The sequence below is a fragment of the Enterococcus sp. DIV2384 genome, from assembly GCF_050534975.1.
GTDB lineage: Bacteria > Bacillota > Bacilli > Lactobacillales > Enterococcaceae > Enterococcus > Enterococcus faecalis.
In genome coordinates this window covers 1,072,556-1,099,553 of sequence record NZ_CP172905.1, presented here as the reverse complement: position 1 = coordinate 1,099,553, position 26,998 = coordinate 1,072,556, and the positions used below count along the sequence as shown (strand labels likewise).

At 37.3% G+C, this 26,998-nt stretch carries 22 protein-coding genes and 1 pseudogene; 6 read left to right on the top strand and 17 right to left on the bottom strand.

Translation table 11 applies throughout. The annotated features are described in order from the left end of the window. Positions 1 to 14: 14 nt before the first annotated feature. Positions 15 to 1,417 (top strand): annotated as a pseudogene (locus IGK54_RS05440) (IS3 family transposase). A 70-nt stretch (positions 1,418 to 1,487) separates the two neighbouring features. Here IGK54_RS05440 and IGK54_RS05435 read toward each other — a convergent pair. The 4 genes from IGK54_RS05435 to IGK54_RS05420 form a co-directional block, all read right to left on the bottom strand. Next, positions 1,488 to 2,255, bottom strand: coding sequence for an ABC transporter ATP-binding protein (locus tag IGK54_RS05435; protein ID WP_002357878.1), 768 nt, complete (start codon positions 2,253 to 2,255; stop codon positions 1,488 to 1,490). Further along, complete coding sequence (locus IGK54_RS05430) at positions 2,252 to 3,139, bottom strand: ABC transporter permease (RefSeq protein WP_002357879.1); 888 nt, start codon at positions 3,137 to 3,139, stop codon at positions 2,252 to 2,254. Before IGK54_RS05430 ends, IGK54_RS05435 begins: the two co-directional genes overlap by 4 nt. Before the next feature lie 24 nt (positions 3,140 to 3,163). After that, positions 3,164 to 4,153, bottom strand: coding sequence for a tryptophan ABC transporter substrate-binding protein (gene trpX, locus IGK54_RS05425; protein ID WP_002391629.1), 990 nt, complete (start codon positions 4,151 to 4,153; stop codon positions 3,164 to 3,166). Positions 4,154 to 5,011: 858 nt separating this feature from the next. Further along, positions 5,012 to 5,671 carry a hypothetical protein gene (locus IGK54_RS05420; RefSeq protein ID WP_002390132.1) on the bottom strand — a complete coding sequence of 220 codons (660 nt, stop codon included), beginning with the start codon at positions 5,669 to 5,671 and terminating at the stop codon, positions 5,012 to 5,014. 219 nt (positions 5,672 to 5,890) lie between these two features. On the opposite strand from IGK54_RS05420, the gene efbA reads away from it, so the two are divergent. From efbA to IGK54_RS05405, 3 genes are all read left to right on the top strand, one after another. Continuing rightward, positions 5,891 to 7,603, top strand: coding sequence for a fibronectin-binding protein EfbA (efbA, locus tag IGK54_RS05415; RefSeq protein ID WP_002369545.1), 1,713 nt, complete (start codon positions 5,891 to 5,893; stop codon positions 7,601 to 7,603). A 155-nt stretch (positions 7,604 to 7,758) separates the two neighbouring features. Next, complete coding sequence (locus IGK54_RS05410; RefSeq protein WP_002381957.1) at positions 7,759 to 8,022, top strand: hypothetical protein; 264 nt, start codon at positions 7,759 to 7,761, stop codon at positions 8,020 to 8,022. A gap of 73 nt (positions 8,023 to 8,095) precedes the next feature. Then, on the top strand, positions 8,096 to 8,437 hold the full coding sequence (locus tag IGK54_RS05405; protein ID WP_002391631.1) for an iron-sulfur cluster biosynthesis family protein: 342 nt from the start codon (positions 8,096 to 8,098) through the stop codon (positions 8,435 to 8,437). Between the two features lie 38 nt (positions 8,438 to 8,475). Here IGK54_RS05405 and IGK54_RS05400 read toward each other — a convergent pair whose 3' ends face one another. From IGK54_RS05400 to IGK54_RS05390, 3 genes are all read right to left on the bottom strand, one after another. Continuing rightward, complete coding sequence (locus IGK54_RS05400; RefSeq protein ID WP_002357887.1) at positions 8,476 to 8,934, bottom strand: DUF441 domain-containing protein; 459 nt, start codon at positions 8,932 to 8,934, stop codon at positions 8,476 to 8,478. A gap of 473 nt (positions 8,935 to 9,407) precedes the next feature. Further along, positions 9,408 to 10,457, bottom strand: a complete 1,050-nt coding sequence (locus IGK54_RS05395) for an oxidoreductase (protein WP_002390130.1) — start codon at positions 10,455 to 10,457, stop codon at positions 9,408 to 9,410. A gap of 24 nt (positions 10,458 to 10,481) precedes the next feature. After that, complete coding sequence (locus IGK54_RS05390) at positions 10,482 to 11,915, bottom strand: glycoside hydrolase family 1 protein (RefSeq protein ID WP_002369549.1); 1,434 nt, start codon at positions 11,913 to 11,915, stop codon at positions 10,482 to 10,484. Positions 11,916 to 12,157: 242 nt separating this feature from the next. Here IGK54_RS05390 and IGK54_RS05385 point away from each other — a divergent pair, with 242 nt between their 5' ends. Together IGK54_RS05385 and IGK54_RS05380 are read left to right on the top strand one after the other, a co-directional pair. Continuing rightward, a complete protein-coding gene (locus tag IGK54_RS05385) occupies positions 12,158 to 12,871 on the top strand; it encodes a GntR family transcriptional regulator (protein ID WP_002366529.1) in 714 nt (237 codons plus the stop codon). Between the two features lie 270 nt (positions 12,872 to 13,141). Then, positions 13,142 to 13,672 carry a DUF5067 domain-containing protein gene (locus IGK54_RS05380; protein WP_002384665.1) on the top strand — a complete coding sequence of 177 codons (531 nt, stop codon included), beginning with the start codon at positions 13,142 to 13,144 and terminating at the stop codon, positions 13,670 to 13,672. Positions 13,673 to 13,704: 32 nt separating this feature from the next. Here the strand turns inward: IGK54_RS05380 and IGK54_RS05375 are convergent, their stop codons facing one another. From IGK54_RS05375 to IGK54_RS05330, 10 genes are all read right to left on the bottom strand, one after another. Then, positions 13,705 to 14,670, bottom strand: coding sequence for a LacI family DNA-binding transcriptional regulator (locus IGK54_RS05375; RefSeq protein WP_002360522.1), 966 nt, complete (start codon positions 14,668 to 14,670; stop codon positions 13,705 to 13,707). Between the two features lie 15 nt (positions 14,671 to 14,685). After that, on the bottom strand, positions 14,686 to 17,961 hold the full coding sequence (locus tag IGK54_RS05370; RefSeq protein WP_142957207.1) for a GH36-type glycosyl hydrolase domain-containing protein: 3,276 nt from the start codon (positions 17,959 to 17,961) through the stop codon (positions 14,686 to 14,688). 17 nt (positions 17,962 to 17,978) lie between these two features. After that, the gene (locus tag IGK54_RS05365; protein WP_142957208.1) at positions 17,979 to 20,129 is read right to left on the bottom strand and encodes a glycoside hydrolase family 3 N-terminal domain-containing protein; all 2,151 of its coding nucleotides are present in this window, start codon (positions 20,127 to 20,129) and stop codon (positions 17,979 to 17,981) included. Between the two features lie 4 nt (positions 20,130 to 20,133). Next, positions 20,134 to 20,898 carry an endonuclease/exonuclease/phosphatase family protein gene (locus IGK54_RS05360; protein WP_010822724.1) on the bottom strand — a complete coding sequence of 255 codons (765 nt, stop codon included), beginning with the start codon at positions 20,896 to 20,898 and terminating at the stop codon, positions 20,134 to 20,136. Then, positions 20,879 to 21,796, bottom strand: a complete 918-nt coding sequence (locus IGK54_RS05355) for an acetylxylan esterase (protein ID WP_002382200.1) — start codon at positions 21,794 to 21,796, stop codon at positions 20,879 to 20,881. The genes IGK54_RS05360 and IGK54_RS05355 overlap by 20 nt, the downstream gene beginning before the upstream one ends. After that, positions 21,789 to 22,382 (bottom strand): DUF624 domain-containing protein, encoded by a 594-nt coding sequence (locus IGK54_RS05350; RefSeq protein ID WP_048949602.1) that lies wholly within the window; start codon positions 22,380 to 22,382, stop codon positions 21,789 to 21,791. Before IGK54_RS05350 ends, IGK54_RS05355 begins: the two co-directional genes overlap by 8 nt. A 56-nt stretch (positions 22,383 to 22,438) precedes the next feature. After that, positions 22,439 to 24,037 carry a sugar ABC transporter substrate-binding protein gene (locus tag IGK54_RS05345; RefSeq protein WP_142957209.1) on the bottom strand — a complete coding sequence of 533 codons (1,599 nt, stop codon included), beginning with the start codon at positions 24,035 to 24,037 and terminating at the stop codon, positions 22,439 to 22,441. Between the two features lie 17 nt (positions 24,038 to 24,054). After that, entirely contained in the window at positions 24,055 to 24,936 is an 882-nt protein-coding gene (locus IGK54_RS05340) for a carbohydrate ABC transporter permease (protein ID WP_002357901.1), read from the bottom strand. A gap of 14 nt (positions 24,937 to 24,950) precedes the next feature. Beyond that, complete coding sequence (locus IGK54_RS05335) at positions 24,951 to 25,862, bottom strand: ABC transporter permease (protein WP_002382199.1); 912 nt, start codon at positions 25,860 to 25,862, stop codon at positions 24,951 to 24,953. A 291-nt stretch (positions 25,863 to 26,153) separates the two neighbouring features. After that, a complete protein-coding gene (locus IGK54_RS05330; protein WP_137204742.1) occupies positions 26,154 to 26,930 on the bottom strand; it encodes a metallophosphoesterase in 777 nt (258 codons plus the stop codon). Between the last annotated feature and the right edge of the window lie 68 nt (positions 26,931 to 26,998).

Sequence of the window (26,998 nt, the reverse complement as noted above, 5' to 3'; positions counted from 1 at the left end):
GGAGGTTTTTTTGTATGGCAAAATACAGTTTTGAATTTAAACTTAAACTTGTTCATGACTACTTATCTGGTCAAGGAGGTCTAAGGTTTCTCGCAAAGAAGTATGGGTTTAAAGATAGTTCTCAAATAAGCAAATGGATAAATGCCTATAAAGAACTTGGTGAAGAAGGCCTACTTCGCAGTCGAAAAAATAAGAATTACTCTGTTCAATTTAAGCTAGATGCGATAGAGTTATATTTAACAACAGAGTTGTCCTATCAAGAAGTAGCTAATCTTCTAAAAATGAACAATCCATCATTGATTGCGAATTGGCTTAGAACGTATCAGAAGTTTGGTATAGAGGGACTCTCTAAACAGAAAGGACGTCCACCTACCATGTCTAAAAAGAAACGAAATGAACCCCAACCACTACCAAGTGAACGATCTCAAGTAGAGAAACTAGAAAAAGAAAATAGAATGTTAAAAATTGAGAATGCCTATTTAAAAGAATTGAGGAGACTGCGTTTAGAGGACGAACAAAAAATGAACGAATCGCACGAATCATTCACAGTCTCCGAAGACACTTTCGATTAAAAGATATTTTGGAAACCCTAAGGTTTCCAAAATCTACTTACATGTACTGGCAAAAACGCCTCGACAGAACAGCTTCAACACAAATCATCGAAGAAGAAATTCAAGCGATTCGTAAAAAACATCAACATTATGGCTATAGAAGGATGACCCAAGAATTGAAACGACGTGGATTTCAAGTGAATAAAAAGAAAGTCCAGCGATTAATACAAAAGTTAAAGTTACAAGTCAAAGCTTTTACTAAGAAATCAAGAAAATATAATTCCTATAAAGGAACCGTTGGTAAAATCGCTAAAAATTTGATTCGTCGCCGATTTAAAACCTCTGTTCCTCATCAAAAAATTACAACTGATACAACTGAATTTAAGTACTTTGAAGCAGATAACGCAGGCATCTTTCGTCAGAAAAAACTATACTTAGATCCATTTATGGATATGTATAATAGTGAAATTCTAAGCTATAGCCTTTCTACTCAACCAAATGGTAAAACAGTTATGGAAGGTCTGAAAGAAGCAATTTCTCAAACAAATGATTGTCCCTATCGGCGCACCTTTCACTCTGATCAAGGCTGGGCTTATCAAATGAATGTCTATATACAAACATTAAAGGACAACAATATCTTTCAAAGTATGTCTCGAAAAGGAACCTGTTTAGATAATTCTCCTATGGAGAATTTCTTCAGTATCCTAAAACAAGAAGTGTACTATGGAAAAATCTATCAAAGTCAAAATGAATTGAGAGAAGCAATTGAGAACTACATTTATTATTACAATCATCACCGAATCAAGGAAAAACTTAACTGGAAAAGCCCAGTAGAATTTCGACAATTCAATCAAAAAACTGCATAAAAATAGAGTGGAAAAATCCACTCTATAAAAAGTCTAACTTTTTGGGGTCACTACAAAACGAGCTTGTTTTTTATTCTACTTCTTCAAAGAACAGCAACAAATCTTGTAGCGTTAATTGTGCTTTTTCAGCAGCGTTTAAATCTTGAACAATTTTACCTTTTTGTAAAACAATTAAACGATTGCCATATCGTAAAGCATCTTCCATTCGATGGGTAATCATCAAACAAGTTAAGTTCCCTTCTTCAATCCGTTGTTCCGTTAAGTGCATCAACTGCTTGGATGTTTTGGGATCTAAGGCAGCAGTATGCTCATCTAAAAGTAATAATTCTGGTTTTGTGATAGTGGCCATTAATAAACTTAAGGCTTGGCGTTGACCGCCAGAAAGGTTACCTGTCGGTGTATCCAGATGATTTTCCAAGCCATTGCCAACTTCTTGGCAGATTTTTGTAAACAAGGCGCGTTGCTCATTTATCTTCCGTAATGTTAAGGGACGTTTTTGTCCGCGTTTCATGGCAAGCAATAAATTTTCTGCCACAGTCATTCTTGGTGCTGTCCCCATTTTAGGATCTTGAAAAACACGCGCTAGAGATTTGGCCCGTTTGACTTCAGAAAGATTGGTGCGATTGACTCCTTCAATTAAAAATTGTCCTTCTGTTAGCGTCAAAGTTCCTGCTAAACTATTGAATAGCGTACTCTTGCCTGCGCCATTTCCACCTAAAACAGTAATGAAGTCCCCGGGATAAATGGCTAAGTTCACATGATCCAAAATCACTTTTTTTTCATTCATCCCATTATCAATGATTTTTGTCGCATTTTTTAATTCAACAACTGGTTTCATTTCGTTTCCCCCTTATCAGAAAAGCCGTGTAGTCGTAATGCTTTTTTTAATTGCGGGATCATTAAACAGATTGCTAAAATCACTGCTGAGAAGATTTTCAAATACGTTGTATCAAAGCCTAATTTAATCACTAATAAAATCAATAGTTGATAAATAATACTCCCTACAACAATCGCCATCAACCGTTCACCAAACGTTAATTCTCCAAACAGTACTTCACCAATAATGAGTGAAGCTAAGCCAATCACAATGACGCCGGTTCCTTTACTTACATCCGCATATCCATCATTTTGGGCAATCAAAGCGCCAGATAAGCCAATCAAGCCATTCGATAAAACCAATCCTAAAATTTTCATGCGATCCGTTTGAATGCCAATCGAGCGAGCCATTTCTTCATTGTCACCTGTCGCAATATAGGCTTGTCCTAAACTAGTGTTAAAGAAAAATAACAGTAAAATCATTACCACAGCCAAAACACTAATCCCTAAAAAAATAGTATCATAATAATCTGGTAAGGCCATTTTTTGAAAAACATCTTGAATCTTCGGTTGGTTTAATAAAGACTTATTTGGCGATTTCATCACAAATAAAATCACGGAATTTAAACCAGACATCACTAAAATTCCTGCTAAAATAATTGGAATTTTTCCTTTTGTAAATAGTAAACCAGTCACTAAACCGGCAAGCATTCCTGCTCCGACCCCTAAAAGAGTCGCTACAAATGGTGAAACCCCCGTTGTAATGGCAGTTACACAAACCGCCCCCCCTAACGGAAATGAACCTTCTGTGGTCATATCTGGAAAATTTAAAATACGATAAGTCATAAAGATACCTAGTCCTAACAAGGCCCATAACATTCCTTGTCCAATTGCTGAAACAATCATCGCTTCTCCTACTTTCTTTGATAATTAGTTAATCAATTTCGATTTTTTTGCTAACTCTGCGGGAATCGTAATTCCTAACTTTTGAGCTTGTTTTTCATTGATAATTGTGTCGCCTGTATTAAAGGTATAAATGGGTGTAGTTGCTGGTTGACTTTTTCCAGACAGAACCTCTGCTGCCATTTTGCCGGCTTGTACCCCCAACGCATGTTGATTAATCCCTACTGTTGCTAAACCGCCTTGTTCTACCATTGTATCCACCGAAGGAATAATCGGCGTCTTGGTTCGATTTGCTTCTCCGACTACCGTTTGCATGGCATTAGCAATCGTATTATCAGTTGGTATATAAATCACATCTGTTTCCTTAGTCATCACTTGAACCGTTTGTGCAATTTCATTACTCGATGGCACAGCATATGTTTTCACTGTCAATCCTTTGGCTTCAGCTGCTTTCTGCGCTTCAGCTACTTGGTATCGAGAGTTTTCTTCTGAGGAAGCATAGAGAATACCTATTTTTTTGGCAGCTGGTATCAATTCTTTTAGTAAATCCATCTGGGCTGACAAAGGTGATTGATCACTAACACCCGTGATGTTACCGCCTGGCTTTTGATTGTCTTTCACCAATCCAGCACTAACAGGGTCCGTAATGGCGCCTAAAATGATCGGGATTTCTTGGGTAGTGTTGGCTAACGCTTGCGCAGCTGGCGTGGCGATACCAATTAAAACGTCTGCCTTTTTTTGTACTAATTGTTGACTCATGATTGCTAACTTACTCTGGTCGGCTTGACCATTTTGAAAAATAATTTCTAAGTTTTTGCCTTTGTCGTAGCCATTTTCCTTTAACCCTTCTTCGACACCTTTATAAATTTCGTCCAATGCGGGGTGACTGACAAACTGCAAAACCCCTACAGTAACTGTTTCTTTCTTTGAATTCGTCACTTTTTGATTCACAAAAAAAGCACCGATTAAATAAATAGCTAATAAAGACACGACAAACGTTAAACGTTTATTTTTCATTTTGCATTCTCCTAACTGCCCTTTTGTTTGGCAACTTTTTCTTTTTAATAATAAAACCATTATCTATAGGGCGTTTCTTCCGTTGAAAGTGAAACTGAGATTCGTAATCCTCTGCTTAGTCAAAATCCTAGGAACACTTTTTTACAAATGTCAGGATTTAGCTGCGACGAGGATCTCAATTTTGGTGAGAATCGCAGGAGCACTTTTCTACGAATGGGACAACGTTCTCTTCGTTCACCTTGTACTACTCATCATCTACTCTGTCACTTCGTGCCAATCGTAGTGATTCGTAGCAAAAAAACAACGACTTATCCTAAGTGTTTAGGAGTGGTCGTTGTTTTTATGCAAAACAAAAACCACATAGATGGGTCCTCTATGTGGTCGTTTTTTCTTCTTGAATATAACCAGCATAGATACACTTTTTAGAATAAGTCTTCTAAAGTTGTATCTATGAAAGAATCATACATACAACTATCTACGCCAGTTTTGCCATGATTGGTGCATTTCTTTTACGTTAGATAATTGTGTCATGTATTTTCCCTCCTAGTTATGTTGTTAAAGGTAGTCTACACTATATTGATTTTGTTCGTCAAGAAAAAGTTTTTATTTTCTTGCATTTCTTTTACTTCTAAAAACGAGCCACTCTTATGAGAGGCTCGTTTTTCTTTATTTCAGCATATTTACCACTTAATTGTTTCGGTTTCTTTCAATTTTCACGGGAACTTTAACTGCTTGTTTTTGCGATTGAATCAGCCATAAACTTACTAAAATCGTCATTGAAATTACTAATGCCATCGAAAATCCCCTCTTTCTAATTCCTTAAAACTTTCTACAATCTAAGTTTAACATAGCTAGCTATTATTCACCAGTTTCTGGTACTGTATCAGTGCTTTCTGTCGTCGTTTCAGTAGATTGAGCAACGCCAGTCATGCTGGTCGTCGTCTGTGTTTCAGCGGTCTTTGCTGCTTCTTTTTCAGCTTCTTGGGCTGCCTTTTGTTGGTCTTTCAAAACGCCAGCCATTGGTAATCGATTTAATTCTGGTATTAATTGTGTTTTTAAATCCATAGATTTTTCGACAACCGTCCGTGTCTTTTCTTTGCCGTTTTCAAAGAAAACAAGCGTGATCTCATCGCCGCTAACATTGTATTGCTCTTGTGCTTTGCCAGCATTATAAATTAACGGATAGATATACAGCGATCGATGAAATTCATTCATTTTATCTGAATTAAACAGCTTCACCATTTGATCGTATTGCTTGCCAGACGGTTTAGCAAACATGACTGACATGGCTCCTGTTTCTTGGATTTTCTTGTCTGCTGTTTTGTAATCTAAGACACTGACTTTCTCTGATTTGATGGGTCCTGCGACTAACGATTCAACTTGAGCAGCTCGAATATTTTTTTGCATCGTTGGAATAAAAATGATTGAGCCAATTATTAATACTAATGCTACAATAGCGGTAATCATTAACAGTTTTCTTTGTCTTAATTCATAAAGTGCCTCTTTTAGTTCTTCCATAAAATTATTCAACTTCTAATCGCTCCTCGCTTTTAGTTCTTATCTATTATACTAATCATTTTCTTTCTTGCCTACCCTTGCGCTTTAATTACTAAAAAAACCAGCAAACTTCCCCAGCTTTCTAAGGAAAACCCAACTCCTTTTTAACAAGCTTCTTTCTTAAATTCAAAAACTCCGCTATAATAAAGCTATTAGTCGGAAAGAAACGAGGGATTTATTATGTCATTTGATGGCGTATTTACTCATAGCATGGTTCATGAGTTGACAGAAACACTCGTAAGTGGCCGGATTTCAAAAATCCATCAGCCTTATGAAAACGAAGTCGTTTTAGTCATTCGTGCGAAAGGTAAAAACCATAAATTATTATTATCAGCACATCCTAGTTATGCGCGCATACAACTATCTACAATTACCTATAGCAATCCGGAAACACCTCCTAATTTTGTGATGATGTTACGAAAATTTCTGGACGGTGCCATTTTAGAAACGATTCAACAAATAGAAAATGATCGCGTGATTCACTTCACCTTTTCAAAAAGAGATGAACTAGGTGACTTACAAAATATTGTTTTGATTGTTGAATTAATGGGACGTCACAGTACAATCGTTTTAGTTAACCAATCTTCTGGAAAAATCTTAGATGCGATAAAACACATTGGAATGAGCCAAAATAGTTATCGTTCGTTGCTTCCTGGAGCAACTTATATTGAACCGCCAAAACCAATGGGACTTAATCCGCTCACGGCCTCAAAAGAAGAAGTCTTTGCGCTTCTTTCTACAGCTCCTGAATTAAACGGACGCTATTTACAACAACATTTCCAAGGTCTAGGCAAAGATACAGCAGACGAATTAAGTGCCCGTTTACTTTCACAACCAAATGAAAAAATGGCCATCTGGACGGAATTTTGGTCCTCAGTCACTGAAGCTGTTGTACCCACATTAACCGTCACTGAAAAAAAAGAATATTTTACGCCCATTCCTTATCAATCATTAGTTGGTGAACAAACAACGTATGCGACACTCAGTGAATTACTAGATGCCTTTTATTCTGGTAAAGCAGAGAAAGACCGTGTCAAACAACAAGGCGGCGAACTAATTCGCAAAATTGAAAATGAACTAAAAAGAAATCAAAAGAAACTTAAAAAATTACAACAAACCTTAGCCGATACAGAAAACGCTGAAAATTACCGTCGCGACGGAGAACTATTAACAACCTTCATGGCACAAGTCCCAAAAGGAGCCACCGAGGTGGAATTACCAAATTATTATGAAGAAAATGCACCATTGCGTATCTCGCTAAATCCTGCACTTTCACCTAATCAAAATGCACAAAAATATTTTCAAAAATACCAAAAATTGAAAAATGCTGTCCGAGTTGTTAAGACACAAATTCAGCAAACACAACAAGAAATTTCTTATTTAGAGTCAGTTGTGGCACAACTTGAAATTGCGACACCAATGGACATTGAAGTGATTCGTGAAGAACTGATTGAACAAGGCTATTTAAAACGTAAAAAAAATAAAAAACAAAAACAGCCGAAAAAAAGCCAACCCGATCTTTTTTATGCCACAGATGGCACACCTATTCTCGTTGGTAAAAACAATTTGCAAAATGATCAATTAACTTTACGAACCGCTAAAAAAACTGATTATTGGCTCCATGCCAAAGATATTCCTGGATCTCATGTAATTATTCGTGACGCACATCCTAGCGAAGAAACCCTTACTGAAGCCGCACTTCTAGCAGCTTATTTTTCAAAATATCGACTTTCTTCACAAGTGCCTGTTGACTATGTCCAAGTAAAACATGTGCATAAACCCAATGGAGCAAAACCAGGTTATGTGATTTATGAAAACCAACGAACGTTATATGTGACGCCAACAGAAGAATCAATCAAAAAAATCCAGCAAAATAAGGCTTCTGCTTCCTAATTATATTAAACTAAAAAACAACGTACTGCCGATTGATCGTACGTTGTTTTTTTGCATTGGCAAAGACATTTATCAAGTGATAAATAACACAAGTAAGCTCAATTAGTTTACAAACTAGCTATTTCTCTCTATACTGACTGTTGGAGGTGAAATTCATGGTCTTTTTACACATTATTTTTGGGATGTTTGCCTTTATTGGCGCTTTAGGTTTAGGTGTCGCCTTCCGCGATAGCTTTACAGAACTTTCAACACCAAAGAAAGCAGCGATTATTTTATCTTACGTAGGTGCGATTGGTTCAACAGTCCTAGGGTTCACATCAGCAACAAAAAATCCATTTGTTTTAGCTGCAACAGTTGTCTTAGTTGTCGCCTTTTCTATTGCTCTTTTCAAAAAAAGCAGTAAAGAAACAAGCAAATAACAAAACCTTTGAAGAGCGGCATAGCGACAAGCTACCCTCTTCCTTTTACATATTATTTAAAGGAGTGAGGCAAATGTCTCTGACTATTTCTGAAGAAGTAAAACAACGTTTAGCCCCTTTCTTAACTGAAACGAACACCTTCTTGTTGGTAGCAAATGACGGCTCTAATCCTTATTCTTCCGCAGAAGGTTGTTGTATGATTGGCGATCGTTTCATTATCGTTCCTGTTGATCAAGCAGAAGCGCCTTATACCGAAACAATTGCTAATGATTCTTTTCACGTCTATACTTCGACGTATGACCAAATGTTTTTAACAGGGCATTTACAGCTAGTGATTCATCCGAATGCGGGAACCATTACTTTAAAAAATGAAAGTGGCATATTAGATAGTAATGTGGACATTTATCAACACTAAAAAAGCAAACAAAACGTTTACGCGTTTTGTTTGCTTTTTTAGTGTTGAAAGGCTTGAAAGGTAGTAATGATTACGTACATCATCCCCGATGCAATAATCGGACCAGCTGCAATTCCTTTTAAAAAAACGACGCCAAGAATCGTTCCAAAAACTAAGGCAACCGTAATCTCTGGCGATTGATTAATTAAACCTACTCCTTTTGAGGATAAAACAGCCACCAGAATTCCACAAAGTATCCCCAGCCACCCCATCGGTGTTTTGAATGATTGAATTAAATCCTTTAAGCCAATTTGTCCTGTAGCAATCGGGACTAAAATGGTAATTGAAATAATTGTGACGCCTAAATTAATGCCTTTATCTGACAACCACGACATGATTTTCGCACTATTTGGTAAAGCTTTTAAAGCAAGCACAACAACTGACGCAATTAATAAACTTTGATTTTTTGCAACAAACGCAATCAAGGCAATCAGTAGTAAAAAAAGCCAACTTTCCACTGGTTGTCCTCCTTTCTGATTTGGTTCTTTCGTTAACCAAACTTTCTTGTCTTTCCTATTTTAGCAAAGAACCTCTTTAATTACCATTCAGCTTCAGTAATTATTGTCTTTTTCGCACGAATCTTGCTTAGAAAAAACGAGTTAAAAATTAATTTTTTCTCATAACAAGCCTTTTTCTCTTTGAAAAATTATTTTATGAAGTATACTAATATTAACTATAAAGTAGTTTACTTGCATTTATACTGGATATTCGATATCCTATTTAAGGCTCTTCAATTGAGCGAGCATCACAAAAGACATTTTAGTAGCAATTCTTGGGGAAGTAGTGCTACTAAGATGTCTTTCCTTTTTTTATTTTTACTAACAATATACGTTTCTTATATTAAAATTCACAATTCTTTATAAATAAAAGCGCCTGCCCCACAGTTGTCTGGACTGTAGGGCAGGCGCTTTTCAAGTCATTTAAGCACGCTTTAGTTTTCTTTCAAACGATAAACACTTGGACTTGGGTTAAGGAAACCCGCTTCTAAAATTTCGATGTTAGTTAATGCTTGCTCTTCAGTTACTAGTTGCGGTGCACCATTTTTCAACGTTTCATAGACGGCATCATAATAACGACCGTAATCACCTACAGGCGTTTTAATTTGTTTTTTAACCCAGTCGCCATTGCCATTACGGTAGGTCACTTCTCCATAATACATTGGTGAATCTTCTCCAAAGCCTGGTGCATCCGGCATGATTCCGGCTTTTAAATCATTTTCTTGTTGATCTTCGCCATATTTGATGAACGAGCCATTGCTGCCATGAACAATAAAACGTGGATACGGACTAGCGACAGAATGATTCGTTTTAACTTTTACTTTTAATTTTGAACCATAATGTAAATCAACGTCAAAATAATTATCGACTGCCTCGCTCACTTCATTATTACGAATATCATAAGTGACTTGATCTGGACGCCCGAAAAGAGCAATCATGCGATCCATTAAATGAATGCCTAGTCCGTAAAACGAACCATTTTCTTTAGGTCCTTGTTCCGTGATACTTCCTGGTCGATAATAATCAATATGCGTTTCCACTTCATTGATTTCTCCTAAAAATCCTTGCTCTACTACTTGCTTCATCGCTAGGTAATCGCCGTCGAAACGTCGATTTTGATAAGGCATCACTACTACCCCTTTTTCTTGCCCTAAAGCAAATAATTCCTCTGCATGTTCTAACGTATCACAAAATGGTTTTTCCACAATCACTGATTTACCAGCTAAAATGGCTTGTTTGGCTAAATCATAATGTGTATGCGCAGGCGTACAGATTGTGATCAATTCAATTTCTGGATCTGTCAATAATTCATTAAGGTCAGTGGTAAAATTTACACCTTTTTCTTTAAAGGGCGCTGCTGCTTTTTCATTAACATGTAAATCGAAAATCGTTTTCACTTCTAGTGTTTCTCGAATCATTACGTAAGGTAAATGGTAGCGGTTGGCACTTTTACCAAATCCAATAAACCCCATTTTTACTGTCATATTTTCCACACTCTTTTCTTATAATTAGATTAGTCCATTTGTTTCAATGACTTTTTGATACCAATAATAACTGTCCTTCGGGATTCTTTCTAAGGAACCTTTTTGTGTTTCATCTTGATCCACATAGACAAAACCATAACGCTTTTGATAGCCGTTAAGCCACGACAGTAAATCGGTGTAACTCCATGTACAATAACCAATAACTGAAACGCCATCCGTAATCGCCTCTTGAATCGCTTGGATATGGCTTCGCAAATAATCAATGCGATAAGTATCATGAATATGTTTATCTTCTGTTAAGGTATCATATTCGCCTAACCCATTTTCAGTAATTAAAATAGGCACTTGATAGCGACTAGCTAATCGTCGTAAGGCAATTCTCAAACCTTGCGGGTCAATGGCCCAATCCCAGTTCGTTCGTTCAACATATGGATTATTTACTTTTTTAAATAATCCTGGTACCCCAGATTCCGTTTCAGAACCCTTTTTACCCGTTGTATTCATCTTCCCTATTCCAACGCCATCTAATGGATTAGCAGCAACCGTATCCGTCCGATAATAATTAATACCTAGAAAATCAGGTTTGGCTGAACGTAGTAACGCTAAATCGCCCTCTTTTATCGTTGGGGCCACACCTTGCTCCTTTAAGTAATTTAATGCGGCAATTGGGTATTCTCCCCAAAGATAGACATCTAACCAAAAATGCGACAGCAAATCTTCTGCATTTTCAGCCGCTAAAACATTGGCAGGATGCGCATCAACGGCATAAACAGGCGTATAAGCAAAGCTAGGGCCAATTTTGCCAGGCATTTCTAATTCATGAAACGCATTAATCACTGCTGCATTGGCTAAATTAGCAATATGATTGGCCTCATACATCCGTTTATTGTCTGTTACGCCGGGAGGATGCACGGCTAATTGATAACCTAACGAAGTAAACACATTTTGTTCGTTTAAACTAATCCAATAGCGAACTTTGCCACGGAAAGCGTCAAATAAAATTTTCGCATAGGCCACAAAATCAGCAATAATTTTTCTTGATTCCCAGCCACCATATTCTTTTTGCAAAACAGCTGGCAAATCCCAATGATATAAAGTTACCATTGGTTCAATTCCTGCCGCTAATAACTCATCAATTAAATCTGAATAAAATTTCAGTCCCGCTTGATTTACTTGACCACGCCCTTCAGGTAAAATTCGTGTCCATGCAATCGAGAAACGATATGCTTTTAAACCTTGTTGTTTCATTAAAGCCACATCTTCTTTGAAACGATGATAATGATCGACGGCTAAATCGCCAGTTGTCTCTTTGAACGTTCTTCCTGGTAGCCGAACAAATTCATCCCAAACAGATGCGCCTTTGCCGTCTTCATTCCAAGCACCTTCTACTTGATAAGCTGCCGAAGCAGAGCCCCATAAAAAATCTTGCGGAAATGCTTTTAGTTGGTGATGTTCCATTGTCATACCTCCCTCTTTTCTGTGCTGCCCTTTTATTGTAAAAGGTTTTCACAAAAAGTACCAATCAGATCAATAAGTTCTTCTGTTTACTTTTAAAACTATATAGTTTTAAAAAGGATAAGTCAACTACTTTTATTTAAGTACTTGATTATTAAGTGGTTACGTTAAAAATAAATATATAGTTTTAACACGTTAAATTCATGGTATAATGAGAGAAATACTGGTGATAAAGGAGGACTCTGATGCGCACAAATACACGTTATAAAGAAATTTATGCAGCTATAAAACAGGATATTGAAGCAGGTGTTTATCCCATTAATCAAAAGTTACCCCAAGGTCGTCTTCTTGCAGAAAAATATCAAGTCAGCGAACTAACCATTACAAAAGCCTTACATTTGCTTGTGCAAGAAGGTTATGTTGTCAGACGACGTGGCTCGGGCAGCTTTGTTCAAGACTTTCAAAATCGAACCATTACTAAATTTTCTCCGTTAACCGGCACTTACTCAACCTACGATGGAAAAGTTGAATCCGTGGTTTTAGGCTTTGCAACAGAAGTACCTGAGCCTTGGGTGACTGAAAAATTAAGTATTACAGAAGAAGAGTTAGTCTACAAAATTATTCGTTTACGGATTATCGAAGATGTGCCCTCAATTATTGAATACACTTGGATGCCCGTTGCTTTAATTCCGAACTTGACAATGAAAGAATTGAAAGTCTCCATTTATCAATATATTTCGGAACAATTGCATCAAAAAATTCAAAGTGCGCGGGTCAGCATTTCTGGGATCCGTCCTTCTGCGTTGGAAAAAAAATATCTAAACTTAACCGATAATGATTTCCTGATGCGTGCAGAACAAATTGCTTACCTAGGCAATGGACATATTTTTGAATACTCAATTGCGAATCATATTCCTAGTGAATTCACTTTTGAAACTGTCTTAATTGCAGAAAAATAGAAAACTTTTATGTTGCCATTTCTCATTTCTAACAAAACGATCTCTTTACTTTGAGCCAATACTTTTTGTTAGAAATGTTTTTCTGCTAGTTAAAAATATTTTTCAAATTATATTTCCAAACATGAATTTTGATAAAAGTATTGCTATTTACTAGAACTACGATTAAAATATTGCTTGTAGCACTCTTTTTTATATAGATACAAGCAATTTGTTTTTTACATAGTCAATCAACCAAAGTGAGGACTTTATATGAGGAAACCCTACATTTTAATGAGCTTACTCGTTCTAAGTACCTTATTAAGTGCTTGTTCAACTGTAAGTGGCAGCCCAGCAAGTCAAAGTGCGCCCGCACCTGATGAAGTGTTGGCGACAAGTATTGGGACGTATGAAAATCGAACATTGTTGGTTCCAGATGGTCGTTTAGCCTTAACTGCCTTGCATAAAGGAAAAGATTATCAAGGCAAACCAATGTTTTATGTCCTGTTTGAATTAACCAATACAACCGAAAAAACACAAAATATTCAGCTAATGATTCAAAGTTTTATGGAAGTTAGTCAAACTGTCCACGGAAAAGCCCAAAATTTACAATATGCAGTCTTAACAGATTCACCTTTCCAAGACAAATTAGATCGTTTAGCAGATGAAATCAATCCTGGTGAAACAATCCAAGGCGCTTACCCGTATGAATTTATTAATGAGAATAAGCCGGTCCATTTTAAATTTAGAGATCGCCTTCTCAGTCTGGATGAACCCATTGCATCAGAAGAAATTACCATTACAGAAAAAAGTTTGGTCCGCTAGCTTAGCTAGCATTGGACCAAACTTTTTATTTATTATTCAGACGGAAAAGATTCTCCTTCTATAAAACGAGTGTAAATGTGTTCGCTCTCAGCAGGTTCTCCCCGCATTAAATGAATAATTTTCTCTGCAGCCACCATGCCCCATCGATGTTTAGAATAGGCAATTGTTGCTAATCGCGGTTGCACAAACGCACCTAGTTCAGAATTATCAAAACCAATAATCCGAATGTCTTTCCCCATTTGGTAATTTGTTTCTGCAACATATTTATAGACACCGATCGCCATTTCATCATTAAAAGCAAAAACATCGACTGGTTCTGTCTGTGGTTGACTCAAAATTTTTTTAGCAGCCGCATAGCCAGAAGGTTCGGTAAAATCGCCTTGGATAATTTCATAAGGTATCCCAAAACGAGTTAATTCTCGTGTACTAACAGCCAATCTTTCTTGGCTATCATAACCTTTTTCTGGTCCAGAAAGCAGAAGAACTTTTTTTGAACCCACATTGACAAATTGCTCAATTGCCTGCGTGGCACCGCCACGATTATCCAAGAGAACTTGCCGAATATTCCTATGCTCAGTGGTTCGATCAAGGACAACGATCGAATGGCCTCGTTCAGCAAACTTTTCAATTTCTTTTGTTGGAAATGTCCAATCTAAAATAATTGCCCCATCCACCATTTTTTCAGGAATGAAAAGATGTGACTTTTTACCGCTGCAGACAATCATCTCATAATCAAACAGTGCTAAGCCTTTCTTAATTCCCTCCAACAATTCACCATAAAAACTACCGCCATAATCGGCCAAATAGACACCAATAATATTGGTTTGACGACGTTTTAATGTGCGAGCGGCCATGTTAGGAACATAGTTTAGCTCTTCAGCAATTGCTTGGATGCGCGTTCGTGTTTCTTCAGTTACCTTTGAACTACCATTCAATGCGTAAGAAACGGTCGAGATTGATACGCCTGCTTTTTTTGCAATATCTTTAATTCCTACCATGGACTACTCTCCTTTCTAATGGTAAATTTCAATAACACTTGCTTCATTTAATAATGAAAGTACCTCGTCTTTTTGAACTTCCATTCCCCCTTCTCGATAAGGGTTTTCTTCAAACTTAAACGGAACTTCTTGACCATCGATAACTATTTTCGCTGACTGATTTGGATAAAATTTATATGTGACAGGTTTATCAAACAATTGGTAAGTTAGTGTTAAACCAGACAATTTTTCTGGTAACATGGGATCAAAAACCACGCTTTGGGCCTTTTGCCGAATCCCTAAAACAGCTGTAATTAATTGATTTAAATAAATTCCCGGCCCGCTTGAATAAATTCGCCAACCACCTTTTACCCCAATACTTCCATCTTTTAGTTTACCAAAATTTTCTTGTGATTCATACCTTGTTTTAAAATCGCCATCGGAACTACTAAAATAGGCATTGGCTTGACGTAACTCTGCATTGTGAACCACTTCTTTTAATTGAACTGGATTGATTTGCATTAATGCTTGCCAGGTTTTGTCTCGCTGACCAATTTTCGCCATCGCTTCTGTATAGCGAATGTGCGCATGAACATACTGTAAGCCAATTTCGCGACCAAAATTAGCCGCCTGTTCTGCTCGTTTAAAATTAGTGCTCACACCGCCTCGATAGTTCGCTGGTTTGTTCATTAAGCGCACGCCATCAGGAAACGTTAATTCTTTTTCAATAATTTCTAAATGATGACTTACTTGTTCCGGTGTTAATAATTCAGCTAACATACTACGAGTCATTGGCAATAATCGATATTGAATCCCTGTTTTTTGGTCATTTGGGTGAATCATTTGTTCAAAAGTTTCTGGCGTTTCCATATAAATAAACCCTGGAATCGTTTCATCCGCCAACATATATTTTTGAAAATCGTTCTTTATTCCTGCGACTAAAATTGCTAAGTGCTGACTATAAGTAGCATCGATTTCCGTAATTAAAGCCGCAAATTTTTTCAATACTTGATACGTTAAGGCAACGGTCCAACTACTAGCCATTTGCTCTTTAAGACGATTATCATAAGGTTGTAACGTGTCATCCCAATCGCCGTCACCGTAACAGGATAGAAAAGTTTCTGGTAAAAAATGTTGTTCAATATAATTTATTTCTTTTTTCAAATGTTCAAATAAAGATGCTGTTTCTTTTGTTTTGTGATTATCTTTGCGACTTGTATAAGGGATTTCCGTAGCTAAGATTGAATAATCTGCGGTTTGTTCCAAATAATCAGTCACTACTTTCAATGGCCAGACGATAATATCGCCATGGCTTTCACTGGCTTTTTGTTCTTCGTATCGGTCAAACATAAACCATTGCGGCCAGTTGCCGTCGTCCTCAAATTGATTTTCAAATAGATGCTGAATAATGGAGGCCACGATCTTAGGCTGTTGCGTCGCAAAGAAAAATTCTGTCGGTCCTTGCGACACATCTCGTGTGCCCCAAGCTGCTCCACCATACTGTTCTAAGCCATGTGGCGACAAATAATGAACGAGCATATTATGAGTATACCAACGAGTTAATTGATTCATTTGCTGCACACTTGAGTCTGTGTGTGTTAACTCAAAATGATGTAACAAGCCATTAATGAATGCTAAATATTGACTTTCTGCTTTTTCAAAATCTAATGGTGTATTGACTAATGCTTGGTCCTCTATACTGCCCGTAATAAGTAGTGAAAATTTTTGGGTCTTTTCGATTGCCAAGACTAATAAGTCCGCTTCAGCTCCACCAAATAATGTGCTATCGGTTACTTGAAATGATTTATCAACTGTCAATGCATAGGTTAGTTCTGGGTAATAATTTTCTGTAGCAGAATGATTTCCCGTCACTCGAAGCATTTTGCCAGTTTGTTCTAATTGATAGGTTGGTACTTCTTCAGGTCCTAATAACAAATGGTTAGAAACAGCCCACATATACGCATCCTTTTGACTGGTCACTTCCAATTGAATCACTCTTGAATCAGGCGAAGTGAAGGTGCGTACACGAATTGTATCCTTTGGCAACTTATAATACCACGTAGCAGAGTTCAACCCCATTTCAAAAGCAGAAGGCATTGTTAGTAAGCGCCATAAGCCATTCTCTAAAATGTAGATTCGTTGACCAGAGCGTTTCATAACGTTTAAAGCGTTTCGGCTATTACTCATTAATTTGTTCATAGTCGTATTTCCTAAAACTACTTGTGAATTGAAAATGCCATACATATACACTGTCGTACTAAGCAAAGGTTCGTCAACCGTTAAGTCTTTACCACTTAATAAAATGTGGCCATGCGCTCTTTCCATGGCAATTTCTTTTTCTTGAAGAACAACATGATGGTAATTTTCCGTGAAAAAGGAATACGTCTGACCTGCTACTTTTTCAATTTGTGTCTGAATGGGATAAAGTGCGGCCAACTCTTCTTCTGTTAATGGATTTCCTGTGATAGGTTCTCCTAAAAGTTTCGGAGGAGAGTCCTGTGTTTCTTCTAATGAATCGAATGTCACAGTTTCATAAATAGCTTGTAAGTCTTCTTTCGATAAAAAAGGTTCAGCTAATGCTTGCGGATGTGTTTCTGTTACCGCACCATAAAAAACAAATTCCTTACTTTCATTCGTTAATTGGACGGCTTCCGTTTGTAAAGCGGTGTAAGCAAATTCATATTGATAGACTTCATTTGCTAAATATCTTTTCCCCAATGCTTCTGGTGTGTTTGTTTGTTTAAATGAACGTCCGAAAAATTGATAGCCGTCCGTTGAGTAGCCTACTAATTTTTGAAAACTCCCTTGAATAAGGGCTGGAAACTTCTCATTTTGCGGTTGATTTTGTCTTGATAAAACAACAAGCTCTTCGCCCTCTTGCCAAAGGTGATGATCAAGATACTGCGACACATACGCTTCATTTGACTGAACGGTTCCTTTTGTCGCTAAGCCAATATCTTGACCATAAACAATATCTACTAAGCCAGTTCCAGTGACATTAACCCGCCAGAACCATTGATTGCTTGGCCCCAAACGAAAGTCAACTTGGTAACGAACCGCTTCAAATTCGCCCCGCCATGTCAATTGGTTATCTGAAAGATAAAAATCACTTTGACTGTTGGAACCAATCATTGGTCGATAATTAATTGTGTCCCCTGTAATTATCCGCAAATAGAGTTGGTTCATACTGCCGTCTAAAGGATTACCTTCTAATTGATTAATCATCATGCCACAGCTATTCAATTCTTTTAAATCACCTGTCTCTAGAAATGTAGCGACTGTGTCTGCTTGCTTAAGCTTCTTTATCTGCATAACTTATCCTTCCCATCTTATTCATTTAACGTGACTATTGCGGTTTGTACATCGCGACTATTTCCACCAATCATTACGATAAATTCACCTGCATCACTGGTTACCTGATTATCTGAATGAACATAGCGCACCATATCCTCTGAAAGAAGAAACTGAACTTCTTTTTCTTCCTTTGGTTCCAGCCAAACTTTTTGGAAATCTTTTAACTCTTTAATTGGGCGAACCACTTGTCCCACCAAATCACGTACATAAAATTGCACGGTTTCCTCTCCAGCGATTGGACTGTCATTTCTTACTAAAACAGAGACCGTGACTGGTTGTTCTTTGGTAAATGTTAATGCACTTAGTTGAATTGGTTGATAAGAGAAATGACTATAACTTAAGCCAAATCCAAAGGGATATTTAGCGTAATTAGAGACATCTAAATATTTAGAAACATATTTTTCTTCTGGTGCTGACTCATAAGGACGCCCAGTATTGTCGACATTGTAAAAAATTGGCACTTGACCAACCGTCTCTGGAAACGACATACTTAAACGACCACTTGGATTGTACTGTCCCCACAAAATTTCTGCTAGCGCATTGCCCCCTTCTGTTCCAGGTTGCCAAGCTTGCACAATTCCTTTTGCAACATCTATCCCTTGCAAATCTAAGGGCCGGCCACTGTAGACCGTGACAACAACATTGGGATTTTTCTCAATAATTTGTGCCACTACCGCTAATTGTTTTTCGGGTAGACGAATATCACTGCGACTGGCAGCTTCCCCACTCATCCAATCTGTTTCGCCTAGTGCCACTACTACTTTATCTGCTTGACTAGCTAACGTTAAAGCCTCTTCAATGGCCGCCGCGGTCGGTTCAAAGTAATCAAAAGGTTCTTGGGCAACTAGAAGATTTGTGGTTAATTTTTTGGCCCCAGCCACGAGGGAAATGGCTTCTTCTTTCTTTCCTTGCCATGACCAAGCCCCTAAAATATCTTGTGATTGGGCCCCTGGACCGACAAGCGCGATTTTTTCTTGCGGTGTAAAAGGCAAAATATTTTCATTTTTTAAAAGAACCATTGATTTTTGAGCAATCTTTTTAGCTATTTCTCGATGTTCTTTGCTTAAAATCACTTCTGCTTCCGCTTGTTCATCTGCACCACGATAGGGATTTTCAAATAAGCCTAGCTCATTTTTTAGTTTTAAAATTCGCATAACTGCTTCATCAATAAGTGTTTCAGCAATCCGGCCTTCTTCAAGTAATTCTTTTAAATAATCTGGATAACATGTGGTCATCATTTCAATATCTACGCCAGCTTTGATAGCCAATTCTGCTGCCTGTTTTTCATCTTTGGCAACGCCATGAGGAATTAATTCTTTAATCGCTCCCCAGTCTGAAATCACAACTCCTTCAAAGCCAAATTCATTTCGTAATACGTCTCTAAACAGCCATTGGTTGCCTGTAGCAGGAATCCCATCCACTGTATTGAAGGACGTCATGACAAGTTTTGCACCCGCATCTAATCCAGCTTTATAGCCAGGTAAATACATTTCTCTTAGCTGCCGTTCAGACATATCTACCGTATTATAATCCCGACCAGCTAAGGCACCACCATATGCCGCAAAGTGCTTCACGCACGCGGCTACTCGCCAATTGTCTTCTTTTAAATTTTCTCCTTGGTAACCTCTAACCATTGCAGCAGCTAAGCGGCTGTTGAGCAATGGATCTTCACCTGTTGACTCCATGACACGTCCCCAACGTGGATCGCGCACTAAATCAACCATTGGCGAAAAGGTTACATGTAATCCTGAAACAGCAGCTTCTTTTGCTGAAATCTCCGCCATTTTTTCAACCGCTGCTTCATCCCAAGTGCTTCCTAAAGCCAAAGGAATCGGAAAGATGGTTCTGAAACCATGAATAATATCCGCCATTAAAAGTGTTGGAATATTTAATCGATGATTTTGCATATATTCTTTTTGAACACGTTTTGCTTCATTTGCACCAGAAACACCCAGTGTTGTCCCAGCCGTATCAATCGTTTCTTGACTTAGTCCTAGCTCTGACATAGGGCCGGTCTTTTCTTCTGCTTTATCTGAATAAAACGCTGCTGCTAATTGTAATAATTGATTAATTTTCTCATCAATCGTCATTTCTTCGACTAATTGAATCAGTTGATTTTCTTTCATACTCTCACCTTTCTTCAATACATACTTCTGCTTCTAAAGGAAAATGGTCGGAGGGAAAACGTCCATCGATACTATCTGTTAAACTTGCGGTTTGCTGTACTTGCCAACCTTTTACATAAATATAATCAATTTCTTCTAATTCCGCCCAAGGTTTTGTGTAAGTAAAATTTTGAAATGTTCCTCTTGGGCCATAATGAGTAGCTAAATTTTTGCTATCTTGAAATTTTTTTTGAACAAGTTGATGCACCGCTTCCTCCGACTCTGCATTAAAATCGCCCATTAATAAAGTTGGATACTGTGCAATTTTGTCATGTAACTCCTCTAAGATAACGGTCATTCCTGCTAAACGAGCATGAGCTGAAATATGATCCAAATGAACATTGATGACTAAAAAAGGCGTATTTTGAGTCGTTTCCTTAAATAGTCCCCACAAAGCAATTCTTGGACAGCCAGCTTCAGGATGGATACTTGGCTGCTGAGGTGTTTCAGATAACCAAAAATACCCTGTATCAATAGCCTGAACTTTTTGTTCGTTATAGAGAATCGCTAGTCCTTCTCCTTGACCATCCCCTTCTCTTTCCGCAGAAAGACAGGTGAATGTTGTATACGCCTTTAAATCCCTGACTTGATTCGGTCGTACTTCTTGAATACAACAAAGGCTCCAATCATGAAAATTGATTAACTGACAAACAGCCTCTTTACGAAAAGACCATTGCCAATCTTGGTCATACTCTGTATCTACCCGGACATTATACGTAGCTATTTTCATTTTTAACCTCCTGCAATAGTTGTTGAATTTGACGCATTTCACGACGGATCTGAGTTGTTTCACCGCCACCATGGCCTTTTTTCCAATACACTCTGACTGCTTTTCTTGCCTTTATCTGATGATAAGAAGGGAAAAAATCTTTCATTGGACATATCGGATCGTGACTCCCAACAGAAGCAAAGACTGGATTTTTAATTTGCGAAACAAAGTGGCGACTATCAAAATAAGGAAGAACCGCGGCAATTTTTTCATGCGCTTGAGGATGCTCTTGTAAGTACTGATGAATAATTTGATACGAACCCGTTCCTTCTGCTACTCGATTTTCTAAACAAGAATGACTTGGAACATCTGCAAAAGTAGCTAAAATCGGGAAGTCGACTAAACTGTTCACCATTAACACTACGCCACCCCCTTGGGAACCACCACGAAGAATGATTTGGTCCTGATTAATTTCAGTAAAGGTCCGCACCACTTCTACGCTACGTAAATGGTCGGCAAACAAACGGCGTTGGTACCAATCTTCTTTGTCTAGAAATCCTCGTCCCATTGGTGCTTCATGCCAAATTGTTTGATATGGCACGCGATCTTTGGTTAATCCCCCTTGACCTCGATTATCAATGACAAAACAAGCACAACCAATTTGTGTCCAATGAGCAAATTGCCAAGGTTCTTGAATATGATTCATATAGCCTAAACAATCAATCACTATTGGCTGTTTCCCCGCCGTTTTAGGAAGTAACAAATAGCCAAAGATGCGCTCACCTAGGAAACTTAAAAAGTCGACCTGTTCCACTTGAACATTTTCCAATGGATAGTCAATGACCCGCCGATGGATATCTAGCGGTATTTTTTGAAGTTCTTCCTTAGTCTTTTGCCAAAACTCAAAATACTCATTCATGTTCCACACCTAACACTTTCTGAAAAAACGCAACTTGAAGAAAAGCCGTTGTACCGAATCCTAACGCAATATATAAAAACAAATTAAGCTTATAGAAAAAAACAAACGTTAAAAGAGGTAAAATAAACAAAATAATCGCATTTGCACTATTACTTAAGACCACATAAACCGTCTCACCTAGTGTCTTTTTAACGGACCAATTAAAAACGGAAAAGAGAAAAAGAAAACTCGTCAAAAATAATGCAACAAAACTTAATAGAAAAATAGCTAAGAAACCTAAACTAGTGGCTATTTTAAATAAACTTGTTACGACAATACCGCCCAGTAAAAAAGCAACGAACAAGACACCTGTTAAAATAAAACCTCGCAAGATGTTATTTTTTAATGCTGTCCAAAACGTTCGCAAAACAGGAATATCTTTTTCACGATACAAACGATAGATCGTTCGATACAACGCAATTAAGCCGACACCGCTAAAGATGCCTGTTATACAGGTAATTAAAAAGAGAAAATTAATAATGATCAAGTTGGCAATAAAAGAAAAAATCCGATAATACCAACCTTCATATGCAAATAACTTATTCATATTAAAAGAGAAAAGCGGATTTCTCGTTGCTTTATCCGCTTTTCTCTCCTCCTCTCTTACTTAAGTTTGTCTCTGTTTTCCGCCATTTTCTCAGATTTTATTTTTTCAATTGCATCCCATTTATTTGATTTTAAGAATGCTTTGTAGTCTTCTAAAGATTTGTCAAAGGCTTTATCATCTTTCGCACGAATCATTGAAATAACGGTTGTATTTAGTTTGGTTTCAATCGCTTCATTCGCCCGAGCTTCCGGCGTTCCCGCATCTGGATTAATATTTTCAATTACGAAATGTGGGACTAATTTTCCTTTGCCCCATTCTTGCATTTGCGTTAAAGCACTTTCCATTGGCACTTTTAGTTTATTAACACGGTCATTGTTAAAGTATAGGAAACGACTAATGCCATATTTTTTGTTGTAGGCATCATTGTCTGTTTGTTCTAATTTTTTCACTTCTGGTAAATAATCAATTTTTCCTTGATCATTGTACGCATAAGTAACTCCTTCAACGCCATATTTTGTTAAAATTTGTCCTGGTTCATCAATTAAATATGTGAATAGTTGAGTGACTTTCGCTGGATCTTTCGCATCTTTCGTAATGTAATTACTTAACCAACCTGAAATGCCGGTTTGATTTAATGTTGGTTTTCGGCCAGAAGTGCTACTTGGTCCATCAATGGCTATATAACGTGTGCCAGATTTTTTCATAAATTCTGTGAAGTTCCCACCTTGACCACTGGTTCCGGCAACGAGCATGGTTGCATAATTTCCTTGTTTCACTTTTTCATCAAACGTCGCTCCATCATCTGTGAAGCTATCATCACTAATATTGCCTGCTCGGTAAACATCATTAAATGTTTTTAACCATTCTAAATATTCTTTATCTAAATTTCGATCATAGTATTTACCATTTTTATCCTCTAAAGGAACACCTAAGAAGTCTTGTAATTTGTCTAAAAATGGTCCTGCACCATCGCCCACTGTGGTGAAGCCCATTGGGGTCATCTCAGGATATTTTTCTTTAATCTGTTGCATGACTTTTTCAAAATTTTCTGGTGTTGAAACGTCTGGCTTGCCTAATGCATTATAGACATCTTCACGAATAACAAAATTATCATTTACTGGGATATTTCCACTTTCATAATCCGCTTTTGTATTAGAGTAATTAGGGTAACCATATGTTTTTCCACCCTCTAAGGCATACCATTTAAACGTATCTTGGTTAACAACTTTCATTAAATAGGGGTCATATTTTTTAGCTAAATCGTTTAAAGAATAGGCCCAAGAATCTGCTTTCAATGCTGCTTGTCCAGTTTTTTCAGTTAATGTCACGATATCAGGCATATCTCCACTTGAAATCATGGCATTTAATTTTGAATCATCGCCGGAAATAAATTCAATATCCACATTTAAGTCTTTTTTAATCTGCGCAGTGGTCACGTCTTTTCCAAAAGGCAGCGCCGTCCAATCTGAGTTAATATACCATTTAATCTTGGTCGGTTCTTTCTTCTTATCTAACTTCCAAGCAGGCGTCTTTTCATCTAATTCATACCGATCCTTAATTGAGACATCTGAGCTAGCTTTCTTTTCCCCTCCGCTACAGGCCGCTAAACTAACGAGCGCCGTTGCCACCAATAAACCGCCTAAAACTTTTTTCATATTGTTCCCTACTTTCTTTATTCTTTTACTGCACCGGCCATCATACCGCCGATAAAGTGTTTTTGTAGTAATGGATAAATGATTAAAATTGGTATCGTTGTAATGACAATTGTTGCCAGCTGAACACCACGTGTCGTTGCCTGCACCACCATATCTGTACTGCCGCTCTCTGTCATGGTACTCAAGTTTGATTGAACAATAATTTCATAAATTTTCATCTGCAATGGATACAGATATTCTTTGGTAATGTATAATTTCGTGGTCATAAAGTCATTCCATTGACCTACCCCATTAAATAAAATAATGGTGGCTAATGCCGGTTTTGTTAAAGGTAAAAAGATTTTATAAAAAATTTGAAACTCACTGGCGCCGTCTATTTTGGCGGATTCTTCTAAAGATGGTGGAATTTCTCGGAAAAAGTTCATTAAGATAACTACATCATAATAGCTAAATAAAGCTGGAATGATATATACCCAGAAGGTATCTAAGAGTCCTAATGACTTAATCAAAAGATACGTGGGAATCATGCCCCCACCAAAGTACATTGTAATGACACCCATCGTTGTATAAATGTTACGCCCGACTAGTCTAGATTTACTAAGTCCATAGGCGACAATTGCACAGAACAGCGTATGCGTCGACGCACCGATGACTGTTTTTAAAACAGAAATCAAAAACGCTCGCGGAATGCTACTATCCGAAAAAACTTTCCGATAATTTTCTAGCGTAAATCCTTTCGGCCATAAAACCAAGCCTTTACCGGCTAAACCCGAACTTGACGAAACTGAGGAAACTAAAATATTCCAAATTGGCACGATAATTAATAAAGAAAACAACACAAGAATTAACGTATTGAAAAAGTAAAACCATTTGTTTTCTTTTGATTTTCTTTTAATCACAGCTGTTGCCTCCTTTATAAAATAACCGACCGACCATTGTTCATTTTTCTAGTAATGCGATCTGTAATGACTAATAAAACAATTGAAATAACAGAAATCCCTAAACCAACTGCCGTCGCATAAGAAAAGTCCCCTTGCGTTAGCCCCATACGATAAACAAATGAATTAATTACTTCTGATTTGTTTTGGTTTTGAGCATTCATTAAAACCAACGTTTGATCTAAGTTCGATCCCAATAAACCGCTAACATTTAGAATTAAGTTCAACGAAATAATCGGCGCTAATAAGGGCAAAGTAATCGTTCGGATTTGTGTTAATTTTGAAGCACCATCAATTCTCGCGGCTTCATAAAACGTTGGATCAATGCGAGACATACCAGCAAGATAGAGAATCGTGCCCCAACCTACTTCTTTCCACAAATCAGAAAGAACAGCAATCCACCAATACTTATCAGGATCTAACAAATGATTGACGCCCTGATTCATTAAACCTAACGACATCATGACTTGGTTGATAAAGCCATTTGTTGAAAGCCACGAAATCAACATCCCGCCTAAAACGATCCAAGAAAAAAAGTGCGGAATATAAGAAATTGTCTGAATCACTTTTTTTAAATGTCCATCTCTCATTTCAAAAATCATTACCGCTAAGATAATCGGAATAGCGAATCCTAAAAAAAGTTTCATTAAACTAATCGCTAAGGTATTACGAACTGCTTCCCAAAAAAAACTATCTTCCATAATGATTCGAAAATTTTCAAGTCCAACCCATGGTGCAGAAGAAACCGTATCAACAATCGTATAATTTTTAAAAGCAATGATAATTCCATAAATTGGAATGTAGTTAAAGACAATCATGAATGCTACACCCGGAAGTACCATCCAATGCAATTGCCGCTGATCATAAAACTTTTTTAGTTTTTTCATAAGCAGGGTTCCTTTCTTTTTAGTGAAACGTTTCTACAAACAGATTATACATTCACTCCAAACGATTGTAAACCCTTACATTGTTGTTTTATTTAAAAATAACAGTATTAAAAAGCGCTATAGACCATTTATAAAGAAATTATTTTCCCTGCTTCTTTTTCCATAAAAATACTCTTTTCTAGATATTTTAAAGCATTTTATAGAAACGTTTCACCAAAATATGAACATCTTTTTCTTAAAAATAATTCTGTTAAATAACAGAAAAAAGTCTGGTCGGATTGACCAGACTTTTTAAATATAGATAGTAAAATGTGTAATTTCAGGGATCACCCCAAAACGGGCATGAATGGCGGTCGTCCCTAAGCCTGTATTAACATATAGTTGCGTTTCTTGGTCCAACTGATACAATCCTCTGGTATACTTTTCTGCTAAAACATTTGTGATTGGATAAAAAGGAATCCAAATTTGTCCGCCATGGCTATGTCCTGCTAAAACTAACTGTGTACCCGTACCAACAAATGCATCCGCGACATCTGGTTCATGGGTCATTAATAACGCATAGTCATACGTTTCTCGATAGGACAGTGTTTCTGAAACGGAAGGATTTCCTAATAACGAGTCATCTAAACCACCAATAAAAAGACGGCGTCCATCTGCTAAGGTTACTGTTTCTCCTTGGTTTTTCATAACGGTAAAGCCACTGGCCTCCATGACTTCATCATACACCGCAGAAGCACCGCCACCATAATCATGATTTCCCCAAACTGCATATTTTCCAATTGTCGCTTGCAACTGTTTTAATTTTTCAATCATCGGTTCTTTTTGTTGCGGATTTTTGGCATAATTGTCAAATAAATCACCTGTAAAAACGATAATATCTGGTTTTTCACGATTGACTTTTTTTATGACTTTATCTAACCGCTTCGTCTCATAAAATTCTGAAACTTGTATATCCGAAAGTTGCACAACATTCAATGGTTCTCGTTGATTTTTCTTTCCCAAAGTCACCTGATTAACGTGAACTAAATTCGGCTCAATCTTCCACGCATAGATTGGGAGTGCGATAATTAAGAAAAAAAAATAAGAGCATTATACTTAAACCAATTTTTTTAACCACATCACTCGCTCCTTTCTTT

Coding starts and splice junctions, on each gene's coding strand:
- IGK54_RS05355 (WP_002382200.1), bottom strand. CDS start 21,796: ATGAATGAGTATTTTGAGTTTTGGCAAAAGACTAAGGAAGAACTTCAA.
- IGK54_RS05405 (WP_002391631.1), top strand. CDS start 8,096: ATGTCTCTGACTATTTCTGAAGAAGTAAAACAACGTTTAGCCCCTTTC.
- IGK54_RS05430 (WP_002357879.1), bottom strand. CDS start 3,139: ATGATTGTTTCAGCAATTGGACAAGGAATGTTATGGGCCTTGTTAGGA.
- IGK54_RS05360 (WP_010822724.1), bottom strand. CDS start 20,898: ATGAAAATAGCTACGTATAATGTCCGGGTAGATACAGAGTATGACCAA.
- IGK54_RS05410 (WP_002381957.1), top strand. CDS start 7,759: ATGGTCTTTTTACACATTATTTTTGGGATGTTTGCCTTTATTGGCGCT.
- IGK54_RS05375 (WP_002360522.1), bottom strand. CDS start 14,670: ATGGTAGGAATTAAAGATATTGCAAAAAAAGCAGGCGTATCAATCTCG.
- IGK54_RS05420 (WP_002390132.1), bottom strand. CDS start 5,671: ATGGAAGAACTAAAAGAGGCACTTTATGAATTAAGACAAAGAAAACTG.
- IGK54_RS05380 (WP_002384665.1), top strand. CDS start 13,142: ATGAGCTTACTCGTTCTAAGTACCTTATTAAGTGCTTGTTCAACTGTA.
- IGK54_RS05385 (WP_002366529.1), top strand. CDS start 12,158: ATGCGCACAAATACACGTTATAAAGAAATTTATGCAGCTATAAAACAG.
- IGK54_RS05395 (WP_002390130.1), bottom strand. CDS start 10,457: ATGACAGTAAAAATGGGGTTTATTGGATTTGGTAAAAGTGCCAACCGC.
- IGK54_RS05365 (WP_142957208.1), bottom strand. CDS start 20,129: ATGAAAGAAAATCAACTGATTCAATTAGTCGAAGAAATGACGATTGAT.
- IGK54_RS05350 (WP_048949602.1), bottom strand. CDS start 22,382: ATGAATAAGTTATTTGCATATGAAGGTTGGTATTATCGGATTTTTTCT.
- trpX (WP_002391629.1), bottom strand. CDS start 4,153: ATGAAAAATAAACGTTTAACGTTTGTCGTGTCTTTATTAGCTATTTAT.
- IGK54_RS05345 (WP_142957209.1), bottom strand. CDS start 24,037: ATGAAAAAAGTTTTAGGCGGTTTATTGGTGGCAACGGCGCTCGTTAGT.
- efbA (WP_002369545.1), top strand. CDS start 5,891: ATGTCATTTGATGGCGTATTTACTCATAGCATGGTTCATGAGTTGACA.
- IGK54_RS05435 (WP_002357878.1), bottom strand. CDS start 2,255: ATGAAACCAGTTGTTGAATTAAAAAATGCGACAAAAATCATTGATAAT.
- IGK54_RS05335 (WP_002382199.1), bottom strand. CDS start 25,862: ATGAAAAAACTAAAAAAGTTTTATGATCAGCGGCAATTGCATTGGATG.
- IGK54_RS05390 (WP_002369549.1), bottom strand. CDS start 11,915: ATGGAACATCACCAACTAAAAGCATTTCCGCAAGATTTTTTATGGGGC.
- IGK54_RS05370 (WP_142957207.1), bottom strand. CDS start 17,961: ATGCAGATAAAGAAGCTTAAGCAAGCAGACACAGTCGCTACATTTCTA.